The organism is Streptomyces sp. NPDC005803, from assembly GCF_040630435.1.
Classification (GTDB): Bacteria; Actinomycetota; Actinomycetes; order Streptomycetales; family Streptomycetaceae; genus Streptomyces.
In genome coordinates this window covers 414,820-427,431 of the sequence record NZ_JBEXXO010000002.1, presented here as the reverse complement: position 1 = coordinate 427,431, position 12,612 = coordinate 414,820, and the positions used below count along the sequence as shown (strand labels likewise).

The 12,612-nt window shown below is 71.9% G+C and carries 10 protein-coding genes; 5 read left to right on the top strand and 5 right to left on the bottom strand.

Going from position 1 to position 12,612, the window contains the following annotated elements; all coding sequences use genetic code 11:
* Nucleotides 1–8 precede the first annotated feature (8 nt).
* On the bottom strand, nucleotides 9–992 hold the full coding sequence (locus ABZ454_RS04580) for a LuxR family transcriptional regulator (protein ID WP_359536046.1): 984 nt from the start codon (nucleotides 990–992) through the stop codon (nucleotides 9–11).
* A gap of 186 nt (nucleotides 993–1,178) precedes the next feature.
* On the opposite strand from ABZ454_RS04580, the gene ABZ454_RS04575 reads away from it, so the two are divergent.
* The 3 genes from ABZ454_RS04575 to gap all read left to right on the top strand — a co-directional run bounded on the left by ABZ454_RS04575 (nucleotide 1,179) and on the right by gap (nucleotide 4,732).
* Nucleotides 1,179–2,591: an aminopeptidase P family protein gene (locus tag ABZ454_RS04575; RefSeq protein WP_359536045.1), complete on the top strand. Its 1,413-nt coding sequence runs from the start codon at nucleotides 1,179–1,181 to the stop codon at nucleotides 2,589–2,591.
* Nucleotides 2,592–2,669: 78 nt separating this feature from the next.
* Nucleotides 2,670–3,626 (top strand): helix-turn-helix domain-containing protein, encoded by a 957-nt coding sequence (locus tag ABZ454_RS04570; protein ID WP_359536044.1) that lies wholly within the window; start codon nucleotides 2,670–2,672, stop codon nucleotides 3,624–3,626.
* A 107-nt stretch (nucleotides 3,627–3,733) separates the two neighbouring features.
* Nucleotides 3,734–4,732 (top strand): type I glyceraldehyde-3-phosphate dehydrogenase, encoded by a 999-nt coding sequence (gene gap, locus ABZ454_RS04565; RefSeq protein ID WP_359536043.1) that lies wholly within the window; start codon nucleotides 3,734–3,736, stop codon nucleotides 4,730–4,732.
* A 56-nt stretch (nucleotides 4,733–4,788) separates the two neighbouring features.
* Here the strand turns inward: gap and ABZ454_RS04560 are convergent, their stop codons facing one another.
* From ABZ454_RS04560 to ABZ454_RS04550, 3 genes are all read right to left on the bottom strand, one after another.
* Entirely contained in the window at nucleotides 4,789–5,988 is a 1,200-nt protein-coding gene (locus tag ABZ454_RS04560; RefSeq protein WP_359536178.1) for a cytochrome P450, read from the bottom strand.
* Between the two features lie 231 nt (nucleotides 5,989–6,219).
* Nucleotides 6,220–7,221, bottom strand: coding sequence for an NEW3 domain-containing protein (locus ABZ454_RS04555; protein ID WP_359536042.1), 1,002 nt, complete (start codon nucleotides 7,219–7,221; stop codon nucleotides 6,220–6,222).
* A 23-nt stretch (nucleotides 7,222–7,244) separates the two neighbouring features.
* Nucleotides 7,245–8,696: a Gfo/Idh/MocA family oxidoreductase gene (locus ABZ454_RS04550; protein ID WP_359536041.1), complete on the bottom strand. Its 1,452-nt coding sequence runs from the start codon at nucleotides 8,694–8,696 to the stop codon at nucleotides 7,245–7,247.
* 554 nt (nucleotides 8,697–9,250) lie between these two features.
* Between ABZ454_RS04550 and ABZ454_RS04545 the strand changes: the two genes are divergently transcribed.
* Nucleotides 9,251–10,123, top strand: a complete 873-nt coding sequence (locus ABZ454_RS04545) for a DUF4157 domain-containing protein (RefSeq protein ID WP_359536040.1) — start codon at nucleotides 9,251–9,253, stop codon at nucleotides 10,121–10,123.
* A gap of 111 nt (nucleotides 10,124–10,234) precedes the next feature.
* On the opposite strand, the gene ABZ454_RS04540 is transcribed toward ABZ454_RS04545, so the two are convergent.
* Entirely contained in the window at nucleotides 10,235–11,581 is a 1,347-nt protein-coding gene (locus ABZ454_RS04540) for a hypothetical protein (protein ID WP_359536039.1), read from the bottom strand.
* A gap of 221 nt (nucleotides 11,582–11,802) precedes the next feature.
* Between ABZ454_RS04540 and ABZ454_RS04535 the strand changes: the two genes are divergently transcribed.
* On the top strand, nucleotides 11,803–12,429 hold the full coding sequence (locus ABZ454_RS04535) for a response regulator transcription factor (protein ID WP_356318192.1): 627 nt from the start codon (nucleotides 11,803–11,805) through the stop codon (nucleotides 12,427–12,429).
* Nucleotides 12,430–12,612 lie beyond the last annotated feature (183 nt).

Sequence of the window (12,612 nt, the reverse complement as noted above, 5' to 3'; positions counted from 1 at the left end):
GCCCCCGCTCACAGCCACCCCGAGCGCTGCGCCTGCAAGGCCATCTGGAAACGGTTGGCGGCGCCCAGCCGTGCCATCAGGACCGACAGCCGGCGAAACAGCGTGCGACGGCTGACGCCCATCTCGCGCGCGATCACCTCGTCGCTCGCGCCGCCCGCCAGGAGCCACAGGAGCCGCCGGTCGGCGGGCGGCAGTCCACCCGGCCGGGTGACGTGGCCGTGGAACGGCAGCGCGTTCCGCCAGGACTGCTCGAACAGTGCCACGAGCGCCGAGAAGAGGCCGCACGGCTGCACCACCAGCATGGTGTTGTGCACGTCGGCCTCCTTGATCGACAACGACACGAGCGCGTACGCGTCGTCGATGATCACGAGTTTGACCGGCACCGAGGGCAGGACCCTGGCCTGTTCGCCGGCCGCGACGCACGGCTCGATGACGTCCTTCAGATGGCCCGGATGCTCCAGAGACTCCCGCGAGTACACGACGCGCTGCCTCACCCCGCGGGCGAGCGTGGCCAGCGCGTCGTCCGTGGCCCCGGGCAGCGGGAAGTACGGGGGCGACTCGAACTGCCGGATCTGTTCCCGGGCGCTCGCCCAGGCCTGTCGGATCCGGGGCCCGACGGCGTCCCCGGTGACCACCTCGACGAGATGGTCGTTGTACGCGGCGAGCCGCTGCCGCCGGAACGACTCGAACGCGCCCCCGACGGCGATGCGCGACTCCTCGACCTCGGCCGCCCGGTGCCGGGCGAGGATCTCCAGGCCCGCCGCGGGGGGAACCGGAGCCACCACGTCCGCGCCCTCCCCGGCGGCACTGGCCAGTCCGGAGTCGACCAGCGCCGCGTACGCCGCGGCGAGTTCCGCACCGTCCAGGCCGGCCGCGGACCCGATCGCGCCCAGCGGGGCCGGGGCCAGTTCCAGCAGCGCCAGATAGACCCGGCTCGCCGCCTGATCGATTCCCAGGAGCCGCAGGGCGTCGCCGAGTCGCACATTCGTCATGGGCGCATTATCGACCGCCTCCTCCGCGACCGTGGCCGATCAGTGCCAGTGGCAGTGGTGGGCACCACGCGCCCGGCCTGAGGGATACCGTCCGAGAGCCGCCGGCGACCGGCGGCGAAGGCGCGAGTGCGGAGGTCTCCCTTCGGCACTCACCGCGGACGACCCGTCCCCAAGAAGGAGCATGACGTGGCGAAAGGCCGGAAGAACGGTCTCTACACAGGGATCTCCGAGGAACTGTCCGCGCTGATGCGGACCGGGTGGGCCGACACCGAGCAGCACGACCTGCCGCCCGACGAGCAGGCGCCGTACGCGGCTCTCCGCCGCGCCGCGCTCTCCGCCCGCTTCCCCGGCGAACGCCTCGTGATTCCCTCGGGCAACCTCAAGGCCCGGTCGAACGACGACGCCTACCCGTTCCGCCCGTACTCGGGTTACGTACACATGACGGGCGACCGGGCCCGGGACGGTGCGCTCGTCCTCGAGCCGCGCCCGGACGGCGGCCACGACGCGTACTGCTTCCAGCTGCCCCGGGACAGCAGGGACGACGACGAGTTCTGGACCGGTCCCACGGCGGAACTCTGGATGGGCCGGCGCCGCTCCCTCGTCGAGTCCGCACGCGTCCTCGGCCTGCCCTGCCGCGATGTCCGCGGCGCGGCCCGCGACCTGGCGGCCGCCTCCGGCGTGCCGACCCGTGTGGTCCGCGGTCTCGATCCGTCCCTGGAGGCCGCCGTCAGCACCGACGAGGAGCGCGACGGCGAACTCGAGGAGGCGCTCGGCGACCTCCGCCTCATCAAGGACGACTGGGAGATCGGCGAGCTCCGCAAGGCCGTGGACTCCACGGTGCGCGGGTTCACCGACGCGGTCGGCGAGCTCTCCGGCGCGGTCGCCTCGTCCGAGCGGTGGATCGAGGGCACGTTCCTGCGCCGCGCCCGTCTCGAAGGCAACTCCGTGGGCTACGGCACGATATGCGCCGCCGGCGACCACGCCACGATCATGCACTGGACGGACAACGACGGCCCGGTGCGCCCGGGCGAGCTGCTCCTCCTGGACGCGGGCGTGGAGACGCACACCCTCTACACCGCCGACGTCACGCGCACGCTCCCGATCAGCGGAACCTTCACCCCTCTGCAGCGCCAGGTCTACGAGGCGGTGTACGAGGCGCAGGAGGCCGGGATGGCCGCGGTGAAGCCGGGCGCCGCCTACCGCGACTTCCACGAGGCGGCCCAGCGCCACCTCGCGGTCCGGCTGGTCGAGTGGGGCTTCGTCGAGGGACCGGCCGACCGCGCGTACGCACTCGGCCTCCAGCGCCGCTTCACCATGGCGGGTACCGGCCACATGCTCGGTCTGGACGTCCACGACTGCGCACAGGCCCGGCACGAGGAGTACGTGGACGGCGTCCTGGAGCCGGGCATGGTGCTCACCGTCGAGCCGGGTCTGTACTTCCAGCCCGACGACCTCACCGTCCCCGAGGAGTGGCGCGGCATCGGCGTCCGGATCGAGGACGACCTGGTCGTGACCGAGGACGGTCACGAGAACCTGTCGGCGGGCCTGCCGCGGTCCGCCGACGACGTCGAGGCGTGGATGGCCCGGTTCGCGGGCTGAGCACGGACGACGGACCCGGCCGCGCGAGGGGCCCCGGCCTGCTCGCCGGTCCGGCCGGGCCCCTCGTACCCTGGGACCGTGCCAGCCCCCCGCCTCCACCGCATCGCCGTCCTCGTGCTCGAGGGCGCGAAACCGCTCGATGTGGGGATCCCCGCCCAGGTGTTCACGACGCGCGCGAGCATGCCGTACGAGGTACGGGTGTGCGGCGCGGCCCCCGGACTGGTGACCGGTGGTGACGGGCTGTCGTACCACGTCGCCGACGGCCTCGACGCGCTGGAGTGGGCCGACGTCGTCTTCATCCCCGGCTACCGGTTCCCGGACCGCGACGACCCGCCGCGGCCCGTCGTCGACGCGCTCGTCGCCGCCCACGACCGGGGCGCGCGGCTCGCCGCCATCTCCACGGGAGCCTTCGCACTCGCCGCCACGGGTCTGCTCGACGGCAGGCGGGCGACGACGCACTGGCACTACACGCGGGCGCTCGCGGCGAAACACCCCCTCGTCCGGGTCGACGAGAACGTGCTGTTCGTCGACGAGGGAAGCGTCCTGACCTCGGCCGGGGCCGCCTCCGGGATCGACCTGTGCCTGCACATCCTGCGCGGCGACCTCGGGGTGGCCGCGTCGAACCACGCGGCCCGGCGGCTGGTGGCGGCGCCCTACCGCAGCGGTGGTCAGGCCCAGTACGTGCCGCGCAGCGTGCCCGAGCCGCTCGGCGAACGGTTCGCCGCCACCCGCGAGTGGGCGCTGCACCGCCTCGGTGAGCCGCTCACCCTGGAGGTGCTCGCCCGGCACGCGGCGGTCTCGCCGCGCACCCTCTCGCGGCGCTTCGTCGAGGACACCGGTTACACCCCGATGCAGTGGGTCATGCGGGCCCGCATCGACATAGCCCGCGAGCTGCTGGAGCGTTCGGAGCGCGGGATCGAGCAGATCGCCGCGGAGACCGGCCTCGGCACCGGGACCAATCTGCGCCTCCACTTCCAGCGGATTCTGGGCACCACACCGAGTGAGTACCGGCGCACCTTCGCCAACGGCGAATAGACCGGGCCGGCCCTGGCGCGATCCTTTCGAACCGTGGCGCTCACGCCGCTGCCACGGCAGGGCGCCACGAGCGAACCTGGGTGACGAGACGAAGGGACACACCACTCATGACTCGCATCGCCATCAACGGATTCGGCCGCATCGGACGCAATGTGCTCCGCGCACTGCTGGAGCGCGACAGCGACCTCGAGGTCGTCGCCGTCAACGACCTCACCGAGCCCGCCACGCTGGCCCGGCTGCTGGCCTACGACTCGACGTCCGGCAGGCTGGGGCGCCCGGTGACACTCGACGGGGACGTCCTCGTCGTCGACGGCCGCCGCATCAAGGTGGTCGCCGAGCGCGAGCCGGCGCAGCTGCCGTGGGCCGCCCTCGACGTCGACATCGTGCTGGAGGCCACCGGCCGCTTCACGTCGGCCAAGGCCGCCCGCGCGCACATCGACGCCGGCGCGAAGAAGGTTCTCGTCAGTGCGCCCTCGGACGGCGCCGACGTCACCCTCGCGTTCGGGGTCAACACCGACGCGTACGACCCGGCGTTGCACACGATCGTCTCGAACGCCTCGTGCACGACCAACGCACTCGCCCCGCTGGCGTCGGTGCTCGACGAACTCGCCGGTATCGAGCACGGGTTCATGACGACGGTGCACGCCTACACGCAGGAGCAGAACCTGCAGGACGGCCCGCACCGCGACGCCCGGCGCGCCCGCGCCGCCGCCGTGAACATCGTGCCGACCACGACCGGCGCCGCCAAGGCGATCGGCCTGGTCCTGCCGAACCTCGAAGGCAAGCTGTCGGGTGACTCGATCCGCGTACCCGTGCCGGTGGGATCGATCGTCGAACTCAACACGACCGTGGCCCGTGACGTGTCGCGCGAGGACGTGCTGGCGGCCTACCGCGCGGCAGCGGACGGACCGCTCGCCGGGATCCTGGAGTACTCCGAGGACGCGCTCGTCTCGTCCGACATCACGGGCAACCCGGCCTCGTCGATCTTCGACTCGGCCCTCACCCGCGTCGAAGGCCGGCACGTCAAGGTCGTCGCCTGGTACGACAACGAGTGGGGCTTCTCCAACCGTGTCATCGACACGCTCCAGCTCCTCGCCAACGGCTGACCGGGTGCCGGGCTCACGGGAGCGGCCGGTGTCGGCCGCCCCCGAGTGACCCGGCCTCAGCCGTGCAGCCGCACGGGCAGCCTCTCCACCCCATTGCCCACGAACGAGGCGTGCCGAGGCAACTCGGCCTCGGGGATCGCGAGATCGAGGCCGGGGAAGCGCGCGAACAACTGCTCGAGCGCGAGCGTGGCTTCCATCCGGGCCAGTGGCGCGCCCATGCAGTAGTGCGCGCCGTGCCCGAGTGAGAGGTGCCGGGCGCCGCCTGCGCGGGTGATGTCGAAGCGGTCCGCCTCGGGGCCGTGGGCCTTCGGGTCGCGCCCTGCCGCGGAGTAGCCCGCGAGCACCGGGGTCCCCTTGGGGATCACCGTCCCGTCCAGCGTCAGATCGGCGGTCGGGTAGCGGAACGGGAAGTAGCTGACCGGACTGTCCCACCGCAGCGTCTCCTCGACCACGTCCCCCCAGGTAGCGGCGCCGGACCGGACCAGGGCGAGCTGATCCCGGTGGGCGCACAGGGCGCGGACGGCGTTGGTGATCAGATTGAGCGTCGTCTCGTGCCCGGCGATGATCGTGAGCATCAGGGTGCCGATCAGTTCGTGCGGGCCGAGCCGGTCACCGTCCTCCTCGCGAGCCGTTGTCAGCGCGCTGGTGAGATCGTCCTCGGGACGTTCCGTCCGGGCGGCGGCGAGCGTGCCCAGCACCTCCATCATCTCGCGGTTGGCCGCCATCGCCTCGGCGGGACCGACGTCCGTGGAAACGATCCGGTCGGACAGGCGGTGCAGCCGGTCCTGGTGCGCCTCGTCCACGCCCAGCAGTTCGCAGATGACGCCCATCGGCAAGGGCAGCGCGAAGTGCGCTCGCAGATCGACGACACCGTCGACAGCGGCGTCTTCGAGGCCGTCCAGGAGCGATGCCGTCAACGCCTGGACACGGGGCCGCAGTTCCTCGACCCGCCGCGCGGTGAACGCCTTGCTCATCAAGGACCGCAGCCGCCGGTGGTCGGCGCCGTCGGCCGTGGTCATCCCCGGCACCGTGGCGAATGTCTTCAGTGGCCAGCCGTCGGCGATCGCGCCTGCCTGGAGCGCGGTGAAGTGCCGGGCGTTCTTGGCGACATCGGGGTGCGAGAGGAATTCCCTGAGCGCGTCGTGACCGAGGACCGCCATCCCTTCCACCTCGCCGGGGAGGATCACCGTCGTGACGGCGCCCTGGGCCAGCAGCCTGGCATTGGCCGCGTGCGGGCAGCCGCCCGCCGGGTCCATGCGGTGCGGCGCACCTGCTGCGGAGTTCACCGGTGGTGTGTTCAACAGGGGTCTCCAGTCGGTCGGGTGAAGGAGGCGCGGAGACCCGGAGACCGAGCCCCGCGGGGCGCCCCGAACTCCTCTGCGACAGACAGAGTATGCAGAACACCGGCCAACAGACCGGCGGAGAACATGACCGGGCCCGCCGCCCAGGGCGACGGGCCCGCGAGTGACGCCGGACGTCGGGGAGGGTCAGGAGGCGATCGCCATGTCGAAGAGGTGCACGCCGCCGTTCGCGGGCAGGACCACGAAGTCCACGGTTCTGGACGGGTCCAGTGCGATCGAGTGGGCGAACACGCTGTACTTCACCGTGGCGTTGCCGTACCCGTCGGGCCGGTTGCGGCCGTCCGTCGACCTGACCAGTGTCGCGCCGTGGGCGTCGACCGGGTCGAACGACCAGTTGGGGAAGCCGAACGACCCCGTGGTGGAGGTGCCGTCGGTGTAGAAGACGGTGGCCGTCCCCGTGGCACCGCTGCCGACGCCGGAACCGAGGAACACCAGCGCGGATCCCTTGCCGCTCAGTGCGACGGCCTGCCCGGAGCCCGCCACGTTGTCCTTGGTGCCGGCCGGCACGTCCGGCCACGTCAGGGTGGCGCCCAGGGCTTCGACCCGCGCTCCGGGCGTCAGGCCGACAGCGGCGAGCTTCTGCGCCGAGAAGCTGTTGCCCTCGCCGTCGAAATCACCGGCCGCCGGGGCGGACTCGTCCGTGATCGCCACGCCGTTGTACGCGGCCGACAGGTTCGCCTGCGGTGATCCGGAGCGCTCGGTCCGGGTGCCGGTCGCCGTCCCGAGGCCGTCGCCGCCCTGGTAGGTCGCGTTCGCCGTGAACGTTCGGATCACGAATCCGGGACGCTTCTCCGGGACCTGGATCCGGAACGTCGCGGAGGCGGAGGCGCCCGTCGCGAAGGACCCGGACACGCTCTGCACGGAGGGCTGGACCGCCCATCCGACGGGCCCGGCGAACGACACCCTGAGCGAACGCAGGCGCTGCGGCGCGGTGTTCTGGACCGTGACCTTCACCGTCGAGATGACCGGTCCGTCGAGATCCACGGGGGAGACGGTCACCTCGGTCTGCGATGGGGTGGCAGCGGCCGGCGGGGCGGGCGCCGCGGCGGCCGCCTGCGCGGGCACGAGCAGGACCGTCGCCGCCACGGCAGCGGCTCGGAGCGGGCTGAGCAGTCGGGCCGGTCTCATGGCGTGCTCCTTGGAGGGGGAGGTCATCGGACGACGGGGGGCATCTCGGTGGTGCGGGAGTCGAGTCCCATGCGCAGGTTGACCCAGGAGCCACGGGTGAAGTCCGGGATCTCCACGGGACGCCCCTTGGCGGCGAGGGACATGACGCTCAGCGGGACCGGTGCGCACCAGGAGGCGGAGTCGTACACGTCGATGTCGGGGACCAGCCCGGCCCGCATCAGCTGGACCGTGCGCCACTGCAGGACGTAGTCCATGCCGCCGTGACCGCCGTTGTTCGCGGCGTCGTCACCGATCTTCTTCCACAGCCAGTGGTCGAACTCCTTGCGGTACGTCTCGAAGTCGCGCCAGGTGTCGCCGCTGTGGTCCGGCTCGAAGTAGACGCGGGCATCGGTGGACGAGGTGCCCGCGTAGTCCTCGAAGATGCCGCGGCTGCCGACGAGCGAGTTGATCCGGCTGTACGGGCGGGGCGAGCTCACCGCGTGCTCGGCCCGGATCGTCCGGCCCTTGGCCGTCCGGATCTGGCAGGTGACCAGGTCGCCGTTGACGTACGTCTCGTTCCAGGACGGGTGCGACTTCGGCATGAAGCGCTCCCGGTAGTCGGCGAGCCCCTTGGGCGCCGTGGCGGTGGCCGTCAGCGTGGTCATCCGGTCACCGCGGTTGACGTCCATGGCGGCGGCGATCGGAGCCAGGCCGTGCATGGCGTAGAAGGACGCGGTGGAGCGGGTGTGCCACAGACGGCGCCAGGAGTCCGTGTAGTAGGTGTCGGAGAACAGCAGCGAGCGCAGGTCGTGGAGGTAGCCGCCGTGACCGTTGGTGACGTCGCCGAACAGGCCCTCGTGGGCCATCTTCAGCATGGCCAGCTCGTTGCGCCCGTAACTGCAGTTCTCGGACAGCATCAGGTTCTTCCGGGTGCGCTCCGAGGTGTCCACGAGGTCCCAGAGTTCGTCGAGCTCAGTCGCGATGGGCAACTCGACGACCACGTGCTTGCCGGCCAGGAGCGATGCCTTGCCCTGCTCGTAATGGAACTCCCAGGGCGTCGCTATGTAGACGAGATCGATGTCGTCGCGCTTGAGCATCTCGGCATAGCTGTCGGCGAGACCGCCGAACTCCGCCGGACGCGGCTTGCCGGCCGTGACCAGCTGGTCGGCGGTGCGCTTGGCGCGGTCGGCCCGGATGTCACAGACGGCGGTCACGACGCAGCCGGGAATGACGGACCAGCCCGTGGTCATCCCGGAACCCCGGTTGCCGAGCCCGATCACCCCCACGCGCACCGTCGCGTACGGCTCGAAGGGGACGTCCACCATCGACTTCTGACCCGCTCGCCGGCGGGGGGCGGCCGCCGGGGCGAGTACGGAGGCGGCGGCCGCGGGGGCCGCCGCAGCCGGCACGGCCGCACCGATCCCGACGGCGAGCGCCCCCGTGGCCAGCGTTCCTCCCAGGACCGAACGGCGTGAGACTGCAGGGATTTCAGGCATGCGACAACGCTCCTCGCTACGCGACCGGCATCACGGGCGAGAACGACTCTCGCGGGAGTGACGTTGGCATGCCAATACTTGTTCACGGCTGCCAGGTTTCGAGCATGACCGAGCATCGGGGCGTTAGGGGAGTGATCCACCATGTCGGGCGGGACGCCCGGTTCTTCGGCGACGATGTCCTGCGGCTCCGTCGGCATACGCCGGAGCGGTGACGGCTACGCCGTGGACGGGAAGGCTGACTTCGCATGGCGTCAACTTCCCGTCGAGCGCCCCTCGAAGGCGGTCCGGATTAGCCGGGTGGGCCGGCGAGGTGCCGCGCCCGGGCACCGGAACGCCCCTCGGCTGCCACCGCTCATGGAACGTGCGGGGACACGGCCCGACGGCCGTTCGTACCGCCTGGCTGCCCCAAGAGGCAGCGCCGGATGCCCCGGGCCCGCCGGACGCGGGCTGGACGGGGCGGCGAGGCTGCCGCGAGGGTGGAGAACCGACAGGCGGGCGGGTCGCTGCGGTCCCGCGCGGTGCACGCCCGCGACGGTGCGGTCAGGGAGACGACGATGAACGCACAGGACCACGAGCGCCAGCACGACCCCGAAACCGAACACCGTACTCCGCAGCGGGAGAGCGCGGACGGTCTCGAGTGGCTGCACGGGGACCGCCTGACGGGCGACGCCGCCGTGGCCCAGCGCGCCCCCGACGCGCACGACGCGGGAGCGGACACGCACCACCTCTTCCGGGCGGCGGCCACCGGCCGGGCGGACGTCGTCGGAACGGCCGGGATGGGCGTGCTCCAGCGGACGGTCGGCAATGCCGCGCTCGGCCCGATGATCCAGCGCTCCAGGGCGGCGGCGACCGAGCAGGACGGGCAGGAGCCACGGTCCCCGGTCCACGACGTCATCACGTCCGGCGGCGGCGCCCCGCTGGACACCGAGACCCGCACGGATCTCGAGGGCCGGATGGGCGCGGACTTCTCCGACGTGCGGATCCACAACGACTCCGCCGCGCACGAATCGGCGAAGGGCGTCGGTGCGCACGCGTACACCGTGGGGAACAACGTGGTGTTCCAGCGCGACGCGTACGACCCCTCGTCCCCGCAGGGCCGCACGACACTGGCTCACGAGCTGACCCATGTGATCCAGCAGCGCAGCGGACCGGTGGAGGGCACGGAGGCCCCCGGAGGGATCCGGGTCAGCGACCCCTCGGACCGCTTCGAGCGGGAGGCCGTGGCGAACGCGGACCGGGTGCTCTCGGACCCGGCACCGGCGCCGGCCGCCCCTTCCGCCTCGCCGTCCGCCGCCTTTGCCGCCCCTGCCGTGCAGCGGGCTGCCACGGAGGACGAGGACGAGCAGCCGGCCGATGTGCAGGGGTCGTTCGTCCAGCGGGCTGAGGTGAAGAGCCCGGAGGAGGACGAAGAGGCCCCGCCTGCCTGAGGGGCTCCTCCGGCAGTGATGTGCCCGTGCCGGAGGAACCGGGGCGCCCCGGTGTCAGCCTGTGGGGCCGGGGCGCCCCGGCGCCGGCCCGCGGGGGCGGCGCGCTCGGTGTCAGCCCGCGGAGTCGGGGCGCATCGTGCCGCCGAGGAACAGCGACTCCGAGCAGCGTGAAGGCGTGCGGGCGCCGACCGGCTTGCCCACCTTGCGGCAGTCGATGGTCATCGTGACCCTGCCGCCCGCCGGGACGAGGATCGGCGTCACGAAGTGGTAGTCGGAGTCACGGAAGTTCTCCAGCCCGAGACTCAGCACACTCGTGTTCGCGCCGGCCGAGATGACGACGGTTCCGGCGTCACCCTGCGGGTTCTGCACGACGATGTCGGTCAGCTGGAACGTGTGGCCCTTCGGCACCCGGAGGGCGGCCCCGGTGTTCGTACCACCGCCCACCGCGTCCCTGACCCGGACCTGCGCACTCGTCGGAACGGCCGCCCCGGCGTCCGCCGCCGTACTCGGTTCCGCCTCCGCGGAGGGGCTCGCCGTGGGCTTCGAGGCGCCGCCGCCCGAGTCCGCCCCGGCCGCGTCACCGGTGCCGGCGTCGGCGCCCGCCCCTGCCGCGTCGCCCTGCTGCGGCGCCTTGCTCGTGTCGGCCGCGGCGGCGGAGCGTACCGCCTCGGGGGTGACCGCCTCCCGGGCCACGGACTTCACGGCCGGGCGCAGCAACGCGTACCAGATCCCGGCGAGGGCGACCAGCAGCACGGCCGCGGTGATGAGCGCCCGGGGCAGCCAGCGCGGGAGCAGGGGTTCTTGTTGGTAGGAGCCGTCGACGAGGACCGGAGCCACCGGTTCCTCACCCTCGGCCACCTGGGTGGCGGCGAAGACCTGGAAGGGATGCGTCACCGGCGTACCGCGCCACATCCGCTTCACCGGGCTGACCCGCAGTCTCCCGAACTCCGCGTGGCCGGGCGCCACCTGGAGTTCGGTCACGGCGAACGCGACGCGTGCGAGCTCGCTGCCGGGCTGGGCCCCCAGCCGGACCGTGACCGGTGTGTTGCCCCGGTTGTCGACAGCCAGCTGGTGTCGTCCGCGCAGCGATCCGTGCGAGCTGCGCGGGACCAGCTCGGCCGTAGTCCCGGTGAACGGCAGCACGGTCACCCGGCCTTCCGGCACCACGGTCCGTCCCTGCTCACCGGTGGGCACGACCCGGATCCCGAACGGCGTCTCACCCGCAGGCACGGTCGCGTCGCGCGGCGGACGCAGCATGAGAGAAACCGTCCGGGAGTCGCCCGGGTACAGCGAAAGGACAGCCGGCTCCACCGACGACCAGGCGGCACACGCACCCACCACCTCGAAGCGGTACTCCTCGACGGTCGCACCCGAGTTGCGGACCGTCAGGGGGACAGCCGTCTCCTCGCCCGGTGCGGCGCTGACGGACGAGGCGTCGAGACTTGCCGTGAGACTCATAGGGCGGACCGTAGAGTCGCCGTGGCCGTCGGACATCGGCCCCGAAGGAACACTTTCGGGCAGATCGAGTGCCCCTGACGCCCCGTTAGTTTCCTGGTCGGTGAACAAGGGCATCTTCTGTCCGCCTCATAACCAATGAGGCGGACGAGAACGGCTGCGAGGCATGTGCTCGTTGGGGCCTTCCAGCTGTTGCCCTAGGGGGGAGCTTCGGCATGGAACGGATGGAACGCACCACGGTCGCGTTACGGGCCCAGGATCCGATCTCGCAAGCAGGCGTGGCCAGCCAGTTGAGGGCCCGCCCCGAGGTGAACGTCGTGGAGTGGGGAGAGGACGGGACCTCGCCCGAGGTCGTCGTCATGGTCGTCGACACGGTCGACGAGGACGTGCTGAGGACACTGCGCCACATCCAGCGCACCAGTGACTCGCGTGCCGTGCTGGTCACCACGGACATCGACGAGCAGAAACTGGTGAGCGCGGCGGAGTGCGGGGTGGTCGGGGTGATCAGGCGGGCGCAGTCGACCCCCGAACACCTGGTCCACGTCATAGAGACGGTGGCGCGGGGCGAGGGCCATCTTCCCTCCGATCTGCTGGGGAGGCTCCTGGCGGAGGTGGGCCGGCTCCAGGGCCAGGTGCTGGGGCCGCGCGGACTGCACTTCACCGGTCTCGCCGCACGCGAGGTGGATGTGCTGCGACTGGTGGCCGAGGGGTACGACACCGCGGACATCGCCACGAAACTGGCGTACTCCGAACGCACGATCAAGAACGTGCTGCATTCGGTGATGACCCGCCTCCAACTGCGCAACAGGTCCCACGCGGTGGCGTACGCCATGCGGCAGGGCCTGATCTGATCTCGTGCTCCGCCCGCCCAACTGGGCGAGGAGCGGGTCGCCGCCGGACCGGTGGCGGCCCGGCGGCTCGCCGAGCTCTTCGGACGCGCCTCCCGGCGTGGGCGGCGGCGGGGCCCGGGTGCTGCCGCCCCGCACCGCTGCCCCAAAGGGCAGCACCGGCTTCCCGGGGATGTGGCTCACCTT